The 19,526-nt window shown below is 71.0% G+C and carries 17 protein-coding genes and 1 riboswitch; of the genes, 7 read left to right on the forward strand and 10 right to left on the reverse strand.

The window, feature by feature from the left end; translation table 11 throughout:
• Positions 1-67: 67 nt before the first annotated feature.
• Both ACF07V_RS32355 and ACF07V_RS32360 read right to left on the reverse strand, forming a co-directional pair.
• Positions 68-790 (reverse strand): hypothetical protein, encoded by a 723-nt coding sequence (locus tag ACF07V_RS32355; RefSeq protein WP_392159250.1) that lies wholly within the window; start codon positions 788-790, stop codon positions 68-70.
• A gap of 68 nt (positions 791-858) precedes the next feature.
• On the reverse strand, positions 859-1,800 hold the full coding sequence (locus tag ACF07V_RS32360) for a glucosyl-3-phosphoglycerate synthase (protein WP_392159251.1): 942 nt from the start codon (positions 1,798-1,800) through the stop codon (positions 859-861).
• A gap of 153 nt (positions 1,801-1,953) precedes the next feature.
• Positions 1,954-2,098, forward strand: a riboswitch (SAM riboswitch).
• Between ACF07V_RS32360 and thrC the strand changes: the two genes are divergently transcribed.
• The 4 genes from thrC (at position 2,092) to groL (ending at position 6,273) form a co-directional block, all read left to right on the forward strand.
• Complete coding sequence (thrC, locus tag ACF07V_RS32365) at positions 2,092-3,399, forward strand: threonine synthase (RefSeq protein WP_392159295.1); 1,308 nt, start codon at positions 2,092-2,094, stop codon at positions 3,397-3,399. Its footprint overlaps the riboswitch before it by 7 nt.
• A 41-nt stretch (positions 3,400-3,440) precedes the next feature.
• The gene (locus ACF07V_RS32370) at positions 3,441-3,719 is read left to right on the forward strand and encodes a MoaD/ThiS family protein (RefSeq protein WP_017238235.1); all 279 of its coding nucleotides are present in this window, start codon (positions 3,441-3,443) and stop codon (positions 3,717-3,719) included.
• Between the two features lie 406 nt (positions 3,720-4,125).
• Entirely contained in the window at positions 4,126-4,329 is a 204-nt protein-coding gene (locus tag ACF07V_RS32375) for a cold-shock protein (RefSeq protein ID WP_015035246.1), read from the forward strand.
• Positions 4,330-4,644: 315 nt separating this feature from the next.
• Positions 4,645-6,273, forward strand: coding sequence for a chaperonin GroEL (gene groL, locus ACF07V_RS32380; RefSeq protein WP_351180160.1), 1,629 nt, complete (start codon positions 4,645-4,647; stop codon positions 6,271-6,273).
• A 107-nt stretch (positions 6,274-6,380) separates the two neighbouring features.
• Here groL and ACF07V_RS32385 read toward each other — a convergent pair whose 3' ends face one another.
• Complete coding sequence (locus tag ACF07V_RS32385) at positions 6,381-7,772, reverse strand: hypothetical protein (RefSeq protein WP_392159252.1); 1,392 nt, start codon at positions 7,770-7,772, stop codon at positions 6,381-6,383.
• Positions 7,773-8,086: 314 nt separating this feature from the next.
• Positions 8,087-8,431 (reverse strand): hypothetical protein, encoded by a 345-nt coding sequence (locus ACF07V_RS32390; protein WP_392159253.1) that lies wholly within the window; start codon positions 8,429-8,431, stop codon positions 8,087-8,089.
• Positions 8,432-8,607: 176 nt separating this feature from the next.
• Between ACF07V_RS32390 and ACF07V_RS32395 the strand changes: the two genes are divergently transcribed.
• The gene (locus ACF07V_RS32395; protein WP_392159254.1) at positions 8,608-9,081 is read left to right on the forward strand and encodes an SRPBCC domain-containing protein; all 474 of its coding nucleotides are present in this window, start codon (positions 8,608-8,610) and stop codon (positions 9,079-9,081) included.
• Between the two features lie 10 nt (positions 9,082-9,091).
• Here ACF07V_RS32395 and ACF07V_RS32400 read toward each other — a convergent pair whose 3' ends face one another.
• Positions 9,092-9,832, reverse strand: a complete 741-nt coding sequence (locus ACF07V_RS32400; protein ID WP_392159255.1) for a class I SAM-dependent methyltransferase — start codon at positions 9,830-9,832, stop codon at positions 9,092-9,094.
• Positions 9,833-10,197: 365 nt separating this feature from the next.
• Between ACF07V_RS32400 and ACF07V_RS32405 the strand changes: the two genes are divergently transcribed.
• Positions 10,198-13,287: an FG-GAP-like repeat-containing protein gene (locus ACF07V_RS32405; protein ID WP_392159256.1), complete on the forward strand. Its 3,090-nt coding sequence runs from the start codon at positions 10,198-10,200 to the stop codon at positions 13,285-13,287.
• Between the two features lie 64 nt (positions 13,288-13,351).
• On the opposite strand, the gene ACF07V_RS32410 is transcribed toward ACF07V_RS32405, so the two are convergent.
• The 5 genes from ACF07V_RS32410 to ACF07V_RS32430 all read right to left on the reverse strand — a co-directional run bounded on the left by ACF07V_RS32410 (position 13,352) and on the right by ACF07V_RS32430 (position 17,436).
• Complete coding sequence (locus ACF07V_RS32410; protein ID WP_392159257.1) at positions 13,352-14,068, reverse strand: transporter substrate-binding domain-containing protein; 717 nt, start codon at positions 14,066-14,068, stop codon at positions 13,352-13,354.
• A gap of 11 nt (positions 14,069-14,079) precedes the next feature.
• Entirely contained in the window at positions 14,080-14,826 is a 747-nt protein-coding gene (locus tag ACF07V_RS32415; RefSeq protein WP_392159258.1) for an ABC transporter ATP-binding protein, read from the reverse strand.
• Between the two features lie 10 nt (positions 14,827-14,836).
• Positions 14,837-15,421 (reverse strand): hypothetical protein, encoded by a 585-nt coding sequence (locus ACF07V_RS32420; protein WP_392159259.1) that lies wholly within the window; start codon positions 15,419-15,421, stop codon positions 14,837-14,839.
• Positions 15,418-16,806 carry a hypothetical protein gene (locus ACF07V_RS32425; protein WP_392159260.1) on the reverse strand — a complete coding sequence of 463 codons (1,389 nt, stop codon included), beginning with the start codon at positions 16,804-16,806 and terminating at the stop codon, positions 15,418-15,420. The genes ACF07V_RS32420 and ACF07V_RS32425 overlap by 4 nt, the downstream gene beginning before the upstream one ends.
• A gap of 81 nt (positions 16,807-16,887) precedes the next feature.
• On the reverse strand, positions 16,888-17,436 hold the full coding sequence (locus ACF07V_RS32430) for a hypothetical protein (RefSeq protein ID WP_392159261.1): 549 nt from the start codon (positions 17,434-17,436) through the stop codon (positions 16,888-16,890).
• 570 nt (positions 17,437-18,006) lie between these two features.
• On the opposite strand from ACF07V_RS32430, the gene ACF07V_RS32435 reads away from it, so the two are divergent.
• Complete coding sequence (locus ACF07V_RS32435; protein WP_392159262.1) at positions 18,007-19,506, forward strand: alpha/beta hydrolase; 1,500 nt, start codon at positions 18,007-18,009, stop codon at positions 19,504-19,506.
• Positions 19,507-19,526: the final 20 nt, after the last annotated feature.

The raw sequence follows: 19,526 nt of genomic DNA on the forward strand, positions 1-19,526 counted from the left end.
CGTCCGGTAAACGCTCAAACGTACGTATACGAGACGAGCCGATTCGGCCACAGGGAGTTGCCGCAGGTCAGTCGCGTCGGCCGCGCATCGCCGCCTTCACCGGGTCCGGGCCGGGGAACCTGTGGACGACCGTCAGGGACCAGCCGGCCACACAGCCCTTGCCGTCCGGGGCCCACAGGCTGCCGACCGCCACCTGTGCGTCCGTCCCCGAGACGCCCGCGAAGGCGGCGGTCACGTCGGATTCGCCCGTGTAGTAGTGCGGGCCGCTGGTGTCGGCCGGGTCCGCGACCATGCTGTCGATCGAGACCGGGGTGGCGGGACCCGCCCCGACCTTGATCACCGGGGCCGTCGTCGTCGGGTCGCCGGGGGAGCGCCCGACGTCCGCGCCCGAGATGTCGCAGCGCTTCAGCAGGGCGCCGCTCGGGCCCTTGTACGTGCCGTCGTTCCCGCCCCAGAAGAGGCGGGCGTACGCGACCTCGGCGCCCGCCGGGATCTTCACGTGGCCGGTGCTGGAGCCGTACCCGGCGTCCCCGACGCCGCCCGCGCCGACCCGCCGCATCACGAAGGTGTTGTTGTTGTCCGAGCCCTGGCCCGAGGCCGCCGTCGCGCAGGGGGCCGCCAGGTCCGCCGGGGCGGTCGGGCAGCCCATGACCGTGTTGCCGATCGTGGCGAAGTCGCCGTACAGCGACTCGTCGTACCGCTTGCCGAAGGGCTCGACCACGTCCGCGGCGGCCGGACCGGCCGCCGTGAACGCGATCGGGCCCGCTGTGAGCCCGAGGACCGCGAGCACCCTGCCCAGGTGAAGTTGCGTGAAGCGGATAAATGGGCAATGTATGCAAAACGGATCATCGTGAGCCGTTACGCCACGCGGCGGTGCGCGTACTCCGCGATCTCGGCCATCGGCGGCCGCTCCTCCGTGTCCACCGCGTACGTCCGCGGCTCGAAGCCCTTCTCGCCCCGCTCGAACTGCGTCAGCCGCGGCCGCACCAGGTGCCCCCGCGAGAGCCGCAGCTGCGCCGTCCGGTAGATCGCCGCCGCCATCCGGCCCAGCGCCTGCCCGTCCTGGTGCCGGTGCTTGCGCACCCCCACGTCCACCTGTGCGAGCGCGTCCAGGCCCACCGTGTGCAGGGCGTCCACGAGCAGCCCCAGCTCCACTCCGTAACCGACCGGGAACGGCAGCCGTTCGAGCAGCGAGCGCCGCGCCGCGTACTCGCCGCCCAGCGGCTGCACGAAACCGGCCAGCTGCGGCCAGTGGAGGTTGAGGAGGGGGCGCGCCACCAGTTCGGTGACCCTGCCGCCCTGACCGGGGGTGTCTCCGAACGGGCGGTCGTACATCGCCTTCACGAAGTCCACGTCCGGGTCCGTGAGCAGCGGGCCCACGATCCCCGTCACGAAGTCCGCCGAGAAGTCCCGCAGGTCCGCGTCCACGAAGCAGACCACGTCCCCGCTCGTCACCATCAGCGACCGCCAGAGCACCTCGCCCTTGCCGGGGACCGCCGGTATGCGGGGGAGTATCGCGTCCCGCGCGACAACCCGCGCGCCGGCCGCCGCGGCCACCTCCGCCGTACGGTCCGTGGAACCCGAGTCGATCACCACCAGCTCGTCCACGAGGGGGACGGACTCGGTCATCAGCTCGCGCCGGATCACGGAGACGATGTCCCCGACCGTCGCCTCCTCGTTCAGCGCGGGCAGGACGACGCTGACCTTCGTGTTCCGCTTGGCGGCGAGGATTCGCTCCAGCGGCCGGTCCGTCACGGACCAGGACCGCCGGTCCAGCCAGCGCTCCACCTCTTCCAGCACGTGATCTCTCTCCATCTCGCGGTTCGGACGGCCGGTCCAAGCGTCCGGGCCTTCGGTTACAGTCTTGAACAACGCGGATGCCCGATGCACGTCGGGGTGCCGCCCGCGTCGGAGTGCAGGAACGAAAGTCCACCGCACTTCACAATCGAATACCGCTCATCCAGAGGGGCAGAGGGAAACGGCCCGTTGAAGCCCCGGCAACCCTCCAGTCGGTTACTCGTCCTCCAGCGAGGCTCCCGGCTAGGGAAGGTGCCAAATCCGTCTCATGGCGAAAAATTCGTCATGGGAAAGATGAGGAGAAAGGGCCTCGCCTCCATGGCTGTTCAGACCGTCGCACCCACCACCGTCGACCTCGGTCCCGCGTCCGGACTTTCCTGTCGCGAATGTGGTGAATCCTTCCCGCTCGGACCGATCTTCGCCTGCGAACTCTGTTTCGGACCGCTCGAGGTCGCGTACGACCTTCCCACCGGTGACCCCGAGGCGCTGCGCAAGCAGATCGAGGCCGGCCCCGCCAACATCTGGCGCTACGCCCCCCTCCTGCCCGTCCCCGCGGACGTCGCCGAGAAGCCCAACCTGAACCCCGGCTGGACCAAGCTCGTCCAGGCCGACAACCTCGCCCGCGAGATCGGCGTCGCCCCCGGCAAGCTCTTCGTCAAGGACGACTCCGGCAACCCGACCCACTCCTTCAAGGACCGGGTCGTCGCCCAGGCCCTCGAAGCCGCCCGCGCCTTCGGCTTCACCACCCTCTCCTGCTCCTCCACCGGCAACCTGGCCGGCGCCGTCGGCGCCGCCGCCGCCCGCGCCGGCTTCCGCTCCTGCGTGTTCATCCCGCACGACCTGGAGCAGGGCAAGGTCGTCATGGCCGGTGTCTACGGCGGTGACCTCGTCGCCATCGAGGGCAACTACGACGACGTCAACCGCTTCTGCTCGGAGCTCATCGGCGACCCGCTCGGCGAGGGCTGGGGCTTCGTGAACGTCAACCTCCGTCCGTACTACGGCGAGGGCTCCAAGACGCTCGCGTACGAGATCTGCGAGCAGCTCGGCTGGCAGCTGCCCGACCAGATCGTCATCCCGATCGCCTCCGGCTCGCAGCTCACGAAGATCGACAAGGGTCTGCAGGAGCTCATCAAGCTGGGCCTCGTCGAGGACAAGCCGTACAAGATCTTCGGTGCCCAGGCCGAGGGCTGCTCCCCGGTGTCGGCGGCCTTCAAGGCCGGCCACGACGTCGTACGGCCCCAGAAGCCGAACACCATCGCCAAGTCCCTCGCCATCGGCAACCCGGCCGACGGCCCGTACGTCCTCGACATCGCCCGCCGGACCGGCGGCGCCGTGGAGGACGTCAACGACGAGCAGGTCGTCGACGCCATCAAGCTCCTCGCGCAGACCGAGGGCGTCTTCGCCGAGACCGCGGGCGGCGTGACCGTCGGCGTGACGAAGAAGCTCGTCGAGGCCGGTCTCATCGACCCGAACCTCACCACCGTCGTCCTCAACACCGGCGACGGACTCAAGACCCTGGACGCGGTGGCCGACACCTCTCAGGCGACCGCCACCATCCGCCCGAGCCTGGACGCGTTCCGCGAAGCCGGCCTGGCGCTCTGAGCCGGCCCGCCCTCCTGGCCCACTGAAAGGTTTACGAAGACATGGCCGTGAACGTCCGCATCCCCACCATCCTCCGCACCTACACGGGCGGCCAGTCCGAGGTCCAGGCCGAGGGCGCGACCCTCGCCGAGGTCATCGCGGACCTGGAGAAGAACCACACGGGTATCGCCGCCCGTGTCCTGGACGACCAGGGCAAGCTGCGCCGCTTCGTCAACGTCTACGTGAACGACGACGACGTGCGCTTCGAGCAGGGCCTGGAGACGGCCACCCCGGCCGGCGCGGGCGTCTCGATCATTCCGGCCGTCGCAGGCGGCTGCTGAGCCGCAACGGGCCCATTGCGCCTTACCGGTCAGTACGAATTGCCCCTTCCGCGCGATAAGCGGAAGGGGCAATTCTGCATGGTTGAGCGCGGTAGAGTTGGGGAAGTCCCCTCCGCTGCTCATGCCAAGCGCATATGAGAATGCGTCCCCGCACGACAAGAAGCAGCCAAAGTGTGTGCGCGTTGTGTACCTTCTGCGCGCTTTGCCGGGCCCGACTTGCCCCGTCATCCAGGGGATTATCCCCAATTCCCCTTTCCAGGGCGCCCAGAATTCCCGGTCGAATGACCTGTTGCAGAGGGCAGTTGGGCAGATACATTCAGCCGCGGTCGACGCGTTCCGGCGCAGGGTCTGACCCGGGTCCGCGAAGTGCGGTCCCGCGCAAGGGCCAGTAATAGGGGAGTTAGGCATGGCTCAGGGCACCGTCAAGTGGTTCAACGCGGAGAAGGGCTACGGCTTCATCGCGGTAGACGGTGGTGCGGATGTTTTCGTCCACTACAGCGCGATCCAGATGGATGGCTACCGCAGCCTCGAAGAAGGCCAGCGGGTCGAGTTCGAGATCTCGCAGGGCCAGAAGGGTCCGCAGGCGGACATGGTCAAGCTCGCCGTCTGAGCGCGGCGCGATCGGCCACCGACGCAACGCCGTCGAGGGGTCCGCATCCCTGAGGGGATGCGGACCCCTCGCGCGTTCCCGGTCCGGCCACCCCCCGGTCACCTCCCGAAACGCGAGAGTCGCTTGCACTCTCCTAGGGCGAGTGCTAATCATTGGCGTTAGCACTCGGAAGGTGAGAGTGCTACGAGGATCGGGCAGACGAGGCCGCCGGCCGGGTGGGGCAAGGAACCACGCGGAGTCGCGGAGGCCGTCCGTCGCGGGCGTCGGCGCGGTCCTGGAGCGTTATCCACCCCATGTCCGGGAGGACCACTTCACATGGCCAAGATCATCGCGTTCGACGAGGAGGCCCGGCGCGGTCTCGAGCGCGGCATGAACCAGCTCGCTGACGCCGTCAAGGTCACCCTCGGCCCCAAGGGCCGCAACGTCGTCCTCGAGAAGAAGTGGGGCGCCCCCACGATCACCAACGATGGTGTCTCCATCGCCAAGGAGATCGAGCTCGAGGACCCGTACGAGAAGATCGGCGCCGAGCTGGTCAAGGAAGTCGCCAAGAAGACGGACGACGTCGCCGGCGACGGTACGACCACCGCCACCGTCCTCGCCCAGGCGCTCGTCCGCGAGGGTCTCCGCAACGTCGCCGCCGGTGCCAACCCGATGGCCCTCAAGCGCGGCATCGAGAAGGCCGTCGAGGCCGTCTCCGGCGCCCTGCTCGAGCAGGCGAAGGATGTCGAGACCAAGGAGCAGATCGCTTCCACGGCCTCCATCTCCGCCGCCGACACCCAGATCGGCGAGCTCATCGCCGAGGCGATGGACAAGGTCGGCAAGGAAGGCGTCATCACCGTCGAGGAGTCCCAGACCTTCGGTCTGGAGCTGGAGCTCACCGAGGGTATGCGCTTCGACAAGGGCTACATCTCGGCGTACTTCGCGACCGACATGGAGCGCATGGAGGCGTCGCTCGACGACCCGTACCTCCTGATCGTCAACTCCAAGATCTCCTCCGTGAAGGACCTCCTTCCGCTCCTGGAGAAGGTCATGCAGTCGGGCAAGCCGCTGCTGATCATCGCCGAGGACGTCGAGGGCGAGGCCCTGTCGACCCTGGTCGTCAACAAGATCCGCGGCACCTTCAAGTCCGTCGCCGTCAAGGCCCCGGGCTTCGGCGACCGCCGCAAGGCCATGCTGAACGACATCGCCATCCTCACGGGCGGCACGGTCATCTCCGAGGAGGTCGGCCTCAAGCTCGAGAACGCGGGCCTCGACCTGCTCGGCCGCGCCCGCAAGGTCGTCATCACCAAGGACGAGACCACCATCGTCGACGGTGCCGGTGACAGCGAGCAGGTCGCGGGTCGCGTGAACCAGATCCGCGCCGAGATCGAGAACTCCGACTCGGACTACGACCGCGAGAAGCTCCAGGAGCGCCTCGCGAAGCTGGCCGGCGGCGTGGCCGTCATCAAGGCCGGTGCCGCGACCGAGGTCGAGCTCAAGGAGCGCAAGCACCGCATCGAGGACGCCGTTCGCAACGCGAAGGCGGCCGTCGAGGAGGGCATCGTCGCCGGCGGTGGCGTGGCCCTGCTCCAGGCGTCGAACGTCTTCGAGAAGCTCGAGGCCGACCTGTCGGGCGACGAGGCCACCGGTGCCAACATCGTCAAGCTGGCCCTTGAGGCCCCGCTGAAGCAGATCGCGGTCAACGCCGGTCTCGAGGGCGGCGTCGTGGCGGAGAAGGTCCGCAACCTGCCCGTCGGCCACGGCCTCAACGCCGCGACCAACGAGTACGTCGACCTCATCGCCGAGGGCATCATCGACCCGGCGAAGGTCACGCGCTCCGCGCTGCAGAACGCCGCGTCGATCGCCGCGCTGTTCCTCACCACCGAGGCCGTCATCGCCGACAAGCCGGAGAAGGCCGCTGCGCCGGCCGGCGGCGGCATGCCGGGCGGTGACATGGACTTCTGATCCTGACGGATCGGCAGTTCATCGCTGAACGCGCACCTCGCGAACGCGAACGAGGGCGGCACCCCCTGGTGGGGGTGCCGCCCTCGGGCGTTTCTCGGTGACGTCGGTCAGCGCACGTCGACGTAGTCCCCGCCGGCCGAGGCCGGGGAGTGGAAGTGCAGGTGGTCGGCGGAGTAGTGGCGGATCCGCCAGGTGCCGTCGGCGGTCGCCTTCACCTTGAGGGAGACGTTGCCGCTCGCGTTGGACCGGCCCGTCGCCATCTGCCTCCAGGCCGTCGTGCCCTTCGCCTGGAACTGCAGGACGACCGGCGCGTTCCCGTACGCCCGCCAGGCGCCGTTCCAGTAGTGCTGGAGTCCGCCGGTGACGGTCACGTACCCGCCCTTGGTGACCGGCTCGGGGCCGGCGTTCAGGGAGACGATCCGGGTGTCGCTGCGGACGAGCCGGAAGGAGTACGTGGCGGACTCGGCGAGCTCGTCGGTCGTCAGGTGACGGACCCGGTACCAGCCGCCCCGGCCGGCCGCGTTGAGGGTGATCTCGTTCCCGCCGTAGATCATCTCCCTGGGCGTGACCCGCTTCCAGCCGCCGACGACGGACTGCTCCAGCTGGACGGTCTGCTCGGAGAAGTACATGTCCGGCGCGTACACGGCGCGGAGGGAGACGGTCACCGAGACGCTGCCGTCGGCGGAGAGCGAGGCGGCCAGGAGGTCGGTGCGGGAGTCCAGGGGGACGGCGAGCGGGCCCGAGAGCCGGTCGAAGCTCAGGAACGGGTCGCCCGAGGTGACCTCCCACTCGTACTGGCCCGCTCCGGCCGAGGCGAGGAGTTGCGCGCTGAACCTGCCGGTGGCGTCCGTGAGTACGGTCTTGCTCCGCGGGCCGAAGGCCACCCGGACGGGCTGCTCGGCGAGCGGCGCTCCGGCGGCGGCCGGGTCGGTGAGGAGGCCGCTGACGGTGACGGTCTCGCCGTCGAACGCCCGCTTCCTGTCGGCTGCCGCGGTGGCCGTGACGCGGCGGGGCTTGTACTCCCACACGTCGCGGGAGGCGTGCACGGTGCCGTGCACCTCGGTGCTGTCCTCGGCGAACGAGGCCGTGAACGTGTCGCCGGGACCGGCGACGGCGTACGGCTCGCCGGTGAAGTCGCCGGTGGCGGAGGTGACGAGGGTCCGGGGGGCCTCGACGGCCGCCCCGTCGCGCCGGACGGAGACCTGGCGCTCGGGCAGCGGCACCACGTCCCCGGAGCCGGGCTGGACACCGGTCAGGGTGCCCTGGGGGCGGGCGTTGCGGTCGTCCCAGGCGGGGACGCCGACGCCGAACGCGAGCTCGGGCCGCAGCCGGAAGTCGAGCCGGCCGGCGTCGGTGCGGGTCAGCTTGTTGCCGAGCGAGTCGGTGGCCGTGACGTCGATGGCGTACGTCCCCAGGGACGGGATGCCGCCGCCGTCCTCGACGAGCTTGAGGGTGGCCTCGGAGGGCAGTTGGAAGGTGTTCGGGTCCCAGGCGGACACGGGGGCGAGCGCCGGGATGTCGGCGAGGACGGTAAGAAGGTGCCGTCGGCGCCGACGGTCGCGGTGCCCGTGCGGTCGGTGTAGCCGCTGTTGGCGGCGTAGATCTGGAACCAGAACTTCACCTGCGTCCCCGCGGGCGCGGTGGAGCGCTCGCCGGTGGCCGGGTTCCAGCTGGTCGTGGTGCCGGAGAGGACGACCTGGCGGTGGTCCCAGCTGGTGGTGGTCCGGTCGGCGGTGACCTTGGAGACGCCGAGGTGCGGCTTGTGGCTGTAGAGCGCGCCCGCCCGGTAGGTGGTGGTGCGGCCGGGCACGCGCTAGTCGATGCGCACCGGGTAGTCGCCGAGGGCGGTGCCCTCGGGCAGGGTGAGGGGCGCGTCGGTGGTCCAGTACCCGTAGAGCTGGGTCAGCTCCTCGGTGGAGGCGAGCACCGGCGCGTCCGGGGCGGTGGAGGCCAGCACCGTGACCTTCATCCAGAGCGCGTCGCCGAGCATGCCGACGCGGTAGCGCCCGTCGTCGAGCGTGGCGTCGTAGGCGGAGCCCGTGTCCGCGTGTGCGGCCGGGGCGTGGACGACGGCGGGCGCGATGACGCCCGCCGCGAGAGCGAAGACGGCGGCCGCACGGACAAAGGCGTGCGGAAGCCTGCGCGTTGAGCGCGGCAAAGGGACCCCCCACAGGTCTGAGATCGCGGCCACGCCCTCATCCGGGCGGCCGCGTGGCAGAACTTTAGCGCTCACCTGTTGAACATGTTCATTCCCTTGACGGGGACGGCGGACGGGATGCCGGGGCGGGGTGCCGGGGTGATCCTGGAATGGGCCCCTTGTGAAGGGAGATCGCGATGGTCACCCTCCTGACGACGCCGGCCGACCGCGAACTGGTGGTCACGCGCACCTTCGACGCCCCGCCGGCCCGCGTCTGGGAGGCCTGGACGCGGCCCGAGCACGTACGGGAGTGGTACGGGGCGGCCGGGCTGACCACGTCGGTCGTCGACATCGACCTGCGGGCGGGCGGGGCGTGGCGCTGGGGGCAGACCGGTCCGGACGGTCAGGAGATCGTCTTCTCGGGCACGTACGAGGACGTCGTCCCGGTGGAGCGGCTCGACTACACGGAGGTGTTCGAGCAGATGCCGGGCGCCGAACCGGTCCGCGTGACCCTCACCTTCGACGCGACTCCGGACGGCGGCACGGCCCTGACCAGCACGTCGCTCTGGCCCTCGAACGAGATCAGGGACCAGGCGCTGGCGGCGGGCATGGAGGCGGGGGTGAGGGAGCAGTACGACCGGCTGGCGGCGCATCTGGAGGCGATGGGGTGAGCCGCTGTTGTCACTGTCGGCGGAAGAGACCGGTCCAGAGGAAGGACTCGCCGAAGGCGGGGGACGCGGCGGACAGGGAGTGCATGCGGCGGAGTTCGATCTCGGTGAGGTCGGCGAAGATCGCGCGGAGGGCGACGTCGGTGTACGCGAGCCCGCCGTGCAGCTTCCCCTCCCGGTAGAAGTCGGCGTCCGGAAGCTCCGAGCCCATGCCGCCCTCGCCCGCCGCGAAAGCGGTGAGCGCGAAGTGCCCGCCGGGGGCGAGGGTACGGTCGAGGAGGGCGAGGTAGCTGACGCGGCGGTGCGGGGGCAGGTGGTGGAAGCAGCCGGAGTCGTAGACGAGGTCGTACGGGCCGTCGAGGACGGCCGTGAAGGCGTCCCCGCACACGAACCGGACGCCCTCGGCGCTCGTGTCCCGGGCCCGTTCCTCCGCCCAGGCGATGGCGGTGGGCGAGAGGTCGACGGCGGTCACGTCGAAGCCGGCCGAGGCGAGGTACAGGGCGTTCCGGCCGGGCCCGCAGCCGAGGTCGAGGACCTTGCCGCCGGCCGGGAGCAGACCCTGCTCGACGTACGACACCAGGTTCTCGTCGGGCTTCGCGACGAAGAACGGCACGGGCTTGTCGCGGTCGGCGTAGAACCCGTCCCACCAGTCGGCGCCGTTCTCGGTCCAGCGGTCGGCAGCGGGTGAGAACAGGCCGTCGAGCAGGGTGAGGACGTCGTCGACGGTGCGGATGGTACGGGCGGTCTCGCTCATGTGGATCTCCCCTCCGAGTCCCTCAAGAATAAGGGTAGTTGAAGAAAAAGCCCAGGTCAGGGCTGGTGTGCGGAGCTGCTGTGCGGGGGCTGGGCGGCCCGTGGCGGGGACGCGGACCCGAGGGGGAGGAGTGGGGCGGCGGACCCCCGGAAGGGCGCCTCAAGGCCCGGGAAGGGGCCTTCCAGCGGTCCGCCGGGCGGTCTTTCTGGCGACTTCGATTCGCTTGAATGTACGATCCGCCTGCCGACAGGGGGGGTCCCGCCGGCCCCTCGGCCGCGCGGTCCGCTCCGCCCTGCCGTCCTGCCTGTCGCGCGCCCGCCCCCCTCGTCGTACCCGTCTTCACACCCGTACGAGGGGACACGTACTTGTCCGTCCGAAGAGCCGTCGCGCTCGCACTGAGCGCGGCCCTGGGCATCACCGGCCTGACGGCCGCCACACCTTCCGCCACGGCGGCGACCGCGTCCGACGCGCCGTACGACGTGACGGTCCCGGCGCCCGTGGACCCCGCCGGAACGAACGGGATGGCCCTCGTCGCGGCCGGGACCGGCGTCCAGATGGTGCGCGGGGGAGAGATCATGTCCCCCATCTGGCAGAGCCTGAAGGACGGGCGGATCGACCGCGGTCCGTTCTGCGACACGGGGGACTCGTTCTCCCGCGGTGACCGGGTCGCCTGCGTCGGGTACGAGGAGGTCGCCGTCCACGACTTCGCGACCGGTGCCGACGTCACCCGGCCCTTCGCGTTCGAGCAGTGGTACCCCGTCCTGGCCCCGAACCGGCTGCTCGCCGCCGACACGGGGACCGACGGAACCGTCCTGCACCTCCTCGGCTACGGCCCGGACGCCCCCGAGGACCTGGACGTGCCCCTGCCGGGCGACACGATGCCCTCCGTCCTGGGCTACGACGACGCCGGCGTGCTCATCCGCCACGGCGCCACCACCACGCTCGTCGACTTCGCCACGGGCACGCTCACGCCCGTGCCCGCCCTCCCGATCGCCACGAACTCCCCCCGTGCCGTCCTCAGCGCCGACTGGATCGTCCAGTACAGCGAGTCGGGCACGCGCAGCGCGTTCGTCGTGTCCCGTACGGACCACGGCGACCCCGGGCGGACGGTGAAGCTGCCGAACGACGACGTCGACGCCGAAGGGCGGATCGGCCTTGTCGGCGACTGGATCGTGGGTCACTACGGTCGGCCGTACGGCGAGGGGTCGGTCCCGGCGTACGGCACGCCGATCGCCGGGGGCGGCGCGCGCGATCTCGGTATCGCCGCCCTGCCGTCCGAGGGGGTCGAGACGGGGACGGACGGCGCCCTGTACCTGATGGGCGTCGACGGGGGCGTGCGGCGGGTCTCGCCGGGCGCCGACGGAGCCCCGGTCGCCTCCCAGGTGCTCGCCGTTCCCCCGACCCTTCCGTACACCGGGCTGACCATGGCCAACGGCAGGGTCGTGACGGAGACGCAGGGGACGACCCACACCCTCCGGGGCTTCGACGTGTCCCTCTCCGGCGCGCGCACGGCCACGCAGACGTGGACCTGTGACGCGTTCGAAGCCCCCGGCCCGAACTGCCCGTCGCTCCTCGCCTCGGACGCCTGGGGCCCCGGGATGTGGTGGAGCGAGACCGGAGACGGCCGCCTGGTCGTCCTGCAGAACGGGAACCGTCCGGCGTCCGGCGGGCAGCCGGCCTGCTACGACTGCGCCGTCCTGGCGCGGGTGACCACCCCCGGAGCCGCGGGCGTCACGCGTACGGTCACGCTCGCCCACCCGGGCACGCTCCAGGTGGACCTGATCCGCGGCGTCTCCGGCCGGTACGTGCACTTCCGCGGCACCACGGCTGCCGGGAAGCGCTTGATCGTCGCGGACATCGAGACGGGGAAGATCCTCCGCGACACCGCCGTGGCCGGGCAGGCGCTGCAGGGCGACCGGCTCTGGACGGCGTCCGCGACGGACGACACCGTCTCCGCCGTCGACCTGCGGACGGGCGCGACCGTCGAGACGCACAAGCTCGGGACGAACTGCGTCACGTACACCCTTGAGGCCGTCGGCAAGTGGCTCTACGGGAAGTGTCCGGGCTCGACGTCCGCGATCGTGTACGACCGTGAGAAGAAGATGTCGACCAAGATCCTGGTCGACAACGGCACCACGCCGCATCTGGGCGACGGCTTCCTCGCCTCCACCTTCGACGGCTCCATGGGCTACACGCTGATGGTGAGCGACCTCCGGTCCGGCACGCGGGTGGACACGCTCTACGGCCCCCTCGGGTACGACGACATCGAGGACCCCCTGACCTGGACCGTCGACCGCTTCGGCGGAGGCTTCGCCTACATCGACTCCTGGCGGGCCGTCCGCGTCGTCGGCCTCGGCGGCGCCACGAGCCCCCTGACCGCCCTCGACGCGGACGTCCCCGCCGCCAACCTCAAGTCCGCCCCCTGGAAGCCCCGCTGGTGGCTGTCCAAGCCGGGTGCCTCCTGGACGCTGGTGCTCAAGCACAAGGCGACCGGCAAGGTCGTCCGTACCCTCACCGGCGGTGAGGCCCGGGGCATCGTCGCGCCCTCCTGGGACGGGAAGGACGCGGTCGGCAAGTACGTCGCCAACGGCGCCTACACCTGGGCGCTGACCGTGAAGCCCGCCGACGGGCAGGGCGCGGACCTCGCCGTCTCCGGGGCCGTCTCCGTCACCGGCGGCGCCGCCGTGTGGCGGGACCTCCTCGGGGACGACGGGTTCGGGGACCTGCTGGTGATGGACACCGCCGGGCTCGTCTCGATGTACCGGGGAACCGGTACGGGCGCGGTGTCCGCGCGGATCGCCGGTACGGGGAGCGCGTTCGCGACGACCTCCGTCTTCGTGCCGACGGGTGACCTGAACGGCGACCGGTGCGCCGACGTCTACGTCCGGGTCGGCGACCAGCTGCGCGCCTACCGGCCCGGCTGCGGCAAGGTCCTCTCGGCCTCCTCGCCGTACAAGCTGGTCGGCTCCGGCTGGGGACAGTACGACGTGATCACGTCCTCGGGTGACGTCGACGGCGACGGGTACGCCGACCTGGTCGTCCGTCAGGCGTCCACCGGCGACATGTACTTCTACGGCGGCACGGCCGACCACCGGGTGAAGGCCCGCGTGCGCATCGGCACCAACTGGAAGCTGTACAAGAAGATCGTCGGCGCCGGGGACCTCAACGGCGACGGCCGCGGCGACCTCCTCGGCGTCGACGCCTCGGGCGTGCTGTGGCGGTACTACGGCACGGCGACCGGCGGCGTCACGGCGCGCGTGCAGGTCGGCGGCGGCTGGGGCGTCTACTCGTCCCTGGTCGGGACCGGCGACCTCTCCGGCGACGGGCGCGCGGACCTGGTGGCCCGCGACACGGCGGGCAAGCTGTGGCGCTACAGCGGCACGGGGACCGGGCTCTACGGCACCCGGGTCATGATCGGCTCGGGCGGCTGGAACGGCTTCAAGGGCCTGTACTGACCGTCTGCGCACCGATCACCCGAGGGCCCGGTCCTCCCGACCGGGCCCTCGGGCGTTCACGCCGTCACGCGGGCGGGGCGAGCAGGCCGGCGTCCTGGCCCGAGCGCCGCAGCGACTCCGCGACGAAGCCGTTCGCCTTCAGCTCCTCGACCGTGTCGCGGAGGAAGGCGACGGTCTCGGGCCGGCGGCCGACCGTCGTCCCGACGGCCTGCCGGATCTCCATGAACCGGCCCTCGATCAGCCGCACTTCGGGGTGCTCGCCGGCGTACGCGGTGAGCGGCTGCCGGATCCCCGCGCCCACCTCAAGGCCCTCGGTCCGGAACACGTCGACGCCCTCCTCGCCCCGCACGACCGTGGCGCGGGCCAGCGAGCGCGACAGGAACAGGTCGTACGCGGAACCCTTCTTGACCCCGATCCGCACGCCCGGCGCGTCCACCTCCTCGACGGTGGTGAGCGCCGAACCGCGCGGCACGGCGTACACGCCCTCGATGACGACGTACGGGGCGGTGAACGCGACCTCGGTCTCCCGGGCCGGGTCCACGGCGAGGAAGCAGAGGTCGGCCCGGCCGTCCGCCATCGCGTCGAAGGACTTCCGCGCCGCGTCGAAACAGAGCAGCTCGACCCCGACACCGAGCCGCGCCGCGATCTCCCGCGCCAGATCCACGGTGATCCCGGCCGGCGCCTCGGGCGTGCCCTGGGCGAGCACGGGATTCCCGAGGTTGATGGAGGCCCGGAGGGTGCCGGTGGGGGCGAGGTCCTGGGAGATCGTGTGCGTCGTCATGGGGATGGAGTTTAGGCAGCGGTGCCGGCGGCCGAGGTGAGTGCCGTGTAGGCGGCTTCGGCCCTCCGCCCCTCCGGGACCTGGGCTGGGGCGTGGCCGAGGAACTCCGCGGTGGAGCCGGAGAAGGTGATCCGCCCGGCCGTGAGGGTGGTGACGTGGTCGGACTCCTCCGCGAGGTCGGCGACGTCGTGTGTGGACAGCAGGACCCCTACGTCGTCGGTGACGAGCCGGAGGACCAGGTCGCGGAAGACGCGCCGCTGGGTGGGGTCCATTCCGGCGGTGGGTTCGTCGAGCAGGAGAACCTCGGCGCCGTGCACGAGGGCGGAGGCGACGCCCACGCGGCGGAGCTGTCCCCCGGAGAGCTGCTTCGTCCGTACGTCGGCGTGGTCGCCCATCTGGACCCGCTCCAGCGCGGCGGCCGCCGCGTCCCAGGCGTCGCGGCGGTTCATTCCTTTCAACCAGCCGGTGTAGGCGACCTGTTCGCGTGCCGTCAGGCCGGTCATGGCGGTGATGGACTGGGGCATCCATGCCACCTTCTGCCGGTACTCCTTCGAGCGGGATGCCAGGTGGCCCAGGCGTACGGTGCCGGCCGTGGGCTGGTTCACTCCGGCGGCGAGCTTCAACAGGGTCGTCTTGCCAGCCCCGTTGGGGCCGAGCAGGACAGTGAGGCCGGCCGGGACGGTGTAGCTGAGGCCGGAGAGGATACGGCGCGTTCGGCGTCCGTACGCGTAGGAGACGGCTTCGAGTGCGAGGGACACGGGCGGCCTTTCAGACGGGACGGCGAGTGCGGGTCAGTGCGGCCAGGCCGCCGGCGAAGACCGCGAGGCAGAGGAGGAAGGTGGGCAGGTAGCCGGCCGGGTGGAGGGTGACCGCCCACGGCCACGGCCGCCGGAAGTCGCGGTAGCCGGCGAACGCGGTGACGAAGACCCAGGCGACGGGGGCCACTGTCGCGAGCTGGGGGCTGATGGCGCCGCCGAGCAGTGCGAGACCCGCGAGGAAGAAGGTGTTGCGGGCAGCCTCGGTCGCGACCGGCGAGTACGCGAAAAGGCCGACGGTCCAAGCAGCCGCCGCACTCGCGGTGACCGTGAGGAGCGCGAACGCCATGTCGTACCGGTGGACCGCCCGTACCCCCAGGTCCTCGGCCTCGGGGAGACGCTGGGCGAGGCAGTGGGTGAGCGTGCCCGTCACGATCAGCGGGGCGATCTGCATGAGGAAGAAGAGGCTGCTGCCCGCGCCGAGCAGGGCGGGCAGGGCGACGACCTGGTCGTGAGCGAGTGCGGTGAGCAGAGCGAACGCGGCAAGGCCGGGCAGGACGACGGTCGTCGCCCGCCGACCCTTGAACCACCAGATCACGAGCCACCCGCTCGGGACGGCGGCACGAGACGGCAGGCCTTCGCCTGCTCCTGCTCGAACCAGGCCGCACGCTGCTCGGCGGTGGGGAGCGCGCGGCCCTTCGCGGCGCGCTCCCGCACCTTCGCCAGGACGGCGTCCTTGTTCGCGATCTGCGCGTACTCACTCTTCCGCCACGCGAGGTAGGGCTCCTGGACGCCCACCTCGTACGCGGCCCACAGGACGGCTGCGTCGTGGTTGACGACCCAGTCGGCGGAGACGCCGGGGACGAAGCGTGTGGGGAACTGGCAGGGGAACGTCACGGAGCGGAGCATCGCCTCGTAGCGGACGCCGGTCAGGTCACCGTCCGGCCGGTCGGCCCGCTCGGTGAGCGCCATCCACCAGGTGGAGGCGGTCGCCGGGGGGCGGGTGGTATCGCGGTCGTACAGAAGGGCGTCATTGACGGTGGTGGGCACGGTGACGTCCACCCCGGCGGCCTTGAGACGCCGGACGGTGCTCGCGACCTCGCGCTGTACGGCGTCCAGCTTCTCGATGGCCCCACCGGCCTCGGCCATGCAGATCCGCGGGGTGGTCCCGAGGCAGCGGGCGGGGGCGTGCCCGGCGGTGACGGGCCCTTCGGCGATGCCCCATCCGGAGGCGATCCGTACGCACAGGGTCATGGCGACGAGCGCGGTCACCGCGGCGCCCGCCCGCCACAGCATCCGGTGGGCGCCGCCGATCCACCAGGCGGCGACGGCCACGGCGACCGAGGCGGCGAACAGGAAGGGGACGAGGACGGTGGGGGCGGCGTAGTACTCCCCGAAGACCACGCTCGTGCCCAGTTGGCCGGATACGTGCCTGGGCCAGCTTGGATCGCTGTACGCGATGGTCTTGGAGACCATGTAGAACGCGGCGACGGCGGAGAGGGGCGCGGCGACCAGTCGTGGCGCGATGTGACCGAGCGCGCAGCCGACGACGGCGTACGCGCACACGATGCCCATGTCCATGAGGAGTGGCAGCAGGGACATCGGGGTCGGGACGAGCCGGGTCTCGACGAGCCGCATGGTCACGGGCAGGAGCACGATCGCCCATCCGGCGCCGATGGCGGGCAGGAGGGTCCGGGCGGCGACGCAGTAGCGGGAACGGCTCGGGGCGAGCTCCCAAACACGGTCCGCCTTGAGCCGGCCGCCGTCCCAGGTCGCGAGGCCGAGGGTGATGGCGTACGCGAAGGAGTGGAAGTACAGCAGCGCGATCGCCACTTGCTGAGGCACCCAAAGAGGGCCGTCGATGAGCTCTGCGTACGGATAGACGATGTGCAGGGCCTGAAAGAAGTAGAAGACGACGATGCCGACCCAGACCGGAGCGGTCCAGAGGGCGGCGGAGGAGCGGAGAAGGGCTCGTAGATTCAAGGCGGCGCCGATCGGTCTCGCATGAGGCGGGTCGGAAGGCGAAGAGATGGCTTCCGACCCGCGGTACTTCGGACGGAGTGTTCAGTCGGCGGCAGAGGTGTCTACGTACACGGTTCTCACCGAGACCCTGGACTGGGTGTAGATCGAGCCGTTCAGAGCAGGGATCGTGAAGTACCGACTTGTGCCACCTGCGACGTTCACATTCCACGTGCCGATCGAGGTGTTGTTAGCGCCCTTTAGGCACCAGGTGAGCGTGTTCACACCCAAGTCCGCGTCGAAGCTGTAGGGGATTTCCTGCCAGAGCTTCAGCATGATGGACGTCACGGGCTCGCCCTCCCAAGAGCACCCGGTGAACATGACCTCCGTGTATTGGTTGTCCTCCCAATGGCGGGACTCGTTGTTCCCGGGGGCCCAGCCGCTCAGATAGCCATCCCAGTTCATGGGCTGAATCTGTCCCGGCTCCGGGGTGGTGTAGAGCGGGAACAGCCCTTTCTCGTTGGGCTTGATGGTGTAGGCGTCGCTGTCGACCGGGCGATGTGTATCGGCGTGGGCCGACGGCACGGCGCCGAGCAAGGTTGCGGCGGCGACTGTGGCGATCAGTGAGGTGCGCAAAGCAGCTGCGTGAGGCATGGGCTGTTCCCCCCCCAGGGTCGAGTGTTTGCCCTGCGGACATTTGACCTTCACTGATCGCCATGGTCTGTGATGGAGGCCACAATTCCGAGGCTGGATGGAGGTCGTGACGGAAATGTCTACGGGGTGGCGAGAATTCGTCCGCCCCATTCGTGCTTGCCGTTATGGCGCTTCCTGACTGATGGCGGTCGAATGATCGAAATTCCGCAGTATGTGCGGCCGTGCAACCCGTGGGGTGTTTGACGGCGCTGTGGGTTGTCGACGGTTCGTGTGGTGGAGGTCGTTGAGGGCGGTCAGGTCCTCCTCCGTGAGGCGGGATGCCGGCGGCGATGTCGGCCGTCAGGCGGGTGGGGGCGCCGGTGCCGGGGACGGCCAGGAGGTGGGGGCCGCCGAGGGCCCAGGTGTCGGAGGCGGAGGTGTGAGCGTGGTGGGTCCGTGGAGCGTCGGCCCGTGGCGGTCGTGGGCTCATGCCGTGGGTCAACCCGCTCCGGCTGTACGGGGGTTGGCCCCACCCCCGGCCCGCCTGCCTGCCGGATGGGGTGGGGAGGCCCGGTCCGCGAGGCTGTGCGCATGACAACGAATCGTGGACGCAAGGCCCTGATGCTCGCCCTCTCCGTCGCCGCCGTCGCCGGGGTCGGACTCGTGGGCGGCGGGGTCGCGCCCGCCGCCGCGGCCTCCGGTCTCGAGTGGCACGACTGCGACCCCGCCGTGAAGCCGCTGCCGGGGCAGCAGTGCGCCACGCTCTCCGTGCCCCTCGACTACGCCGATCCCGAGGGCGAGCAGATCGGGCTCGCCGTCGCCCGGCTGCCCAGCACCCGTCCCGAGGCGCGCCGCGGGACGCTCATGGTCATTCCCGGCGGGCCGGGGAGCTCCGGTGTGCAGCGGCTCGGGCAGAAGGGCGCCGCCCTCGCCAAGGAGATGAACGGCGCCTACGACCTGGTGGCCTTCGACCCGCGCGGCGTCGGCGGTTCCGCCAAGGCCCGCTGCGGCTTCGACGAGGGCGACCGGCGGCTCGTGACCCTGCGGTCCTGGCCCGCCGCCGACGGCGGCATCGGCGAGAACGTGGACCGCTCGCGCCGGATGGCCGAGGCCTGTGCCCGCAACGGCGGTGCGATGGTCCGCGGTCTCACGACCGCCAATCAGGTGCGGGACCTCGACCGGCTGCGGCAGGCGCTCGGCGAGCGGAAGCTGTCCGCGTGGAGCGTCTCGTACGGGACGTACGTCGCCGCCGTCTACGCCCAGAAGTTCCCCGAGCGCACCGACCGCTGGGTCCTCGACAGCAGCTCCGACCCCGACCCGAAGCGCGTCGCCCGCGGCTGGCTCGCGGGCATGTCGCGCGGCGCCGAGGACCGCTTCCCCGACTTCGCCGCCTGGGCCGCCCACCCCGACCGGGCGGGCGAAGGGCTGCGGCTCGCCGAACGGCCCGAGGACGTACGGCCCTTGTTCCTCGACCTCGCCGCCCGGCTCGACCGCGCGCCGCGCGCCTCGACGACCCCGGGCGTACCGCTGACCGGCACCGTGCTGCGCCAAGCCCTTCAGCAGGCCCTCTACTCCGACGCCTCCTTCCCGGCCCTCGCCCGTCTCATGTCCCAGGCCCTCGACCCGGCGGGCGTGCCCGTGCTGCCGCCCGAGCTGGCCGGGCCCATGCCCGACGAGGCGGCGACGGTCAGCGTCGGGGTGATCTGCAACGACGTGGACTGGCCCCGTTCCGTACCGGCGTACGAGCGGGCCGTCGCCGCCGACCGGGAGCGCTACCCGCTGACCGCCGGCATGCCCGCCAACATCACGCCGTGCGCCTTCTGGAAGGGCGGCGCGGTGGAGAAGCCGACCCGGATCACCGACCGTGGCCCGTCGAACGTCCTCATGATCCAGAACCTGCGCGACCCCTCGACCCCGCACTCCGTCGGGATGAAGATGCGCGAGGCCTTCGGCGACCGGGCGCGCCTCGTCTCGGTCGACAAGGGCGGCCACGGCGTCTACCTCGGCAACGGGAACGCGTGCGGCGACCGGGCCGTGACCCGCTTCCTCACGGAGGGCGTGCGGCCGGAGGGGGATGTCCTCTGTCGGTGAGTCTCCTGCCGGTGAGTCGT

The sequence above is a fragment of the Streptomyces sp. NPDC015661 genome (genome assembly GCF_043077765.1).
Lineage (GTDB): Bacteria > Actinomycetota > Actinomycetes > Streptomycetales > Streptomycetaceae > Streptomyces.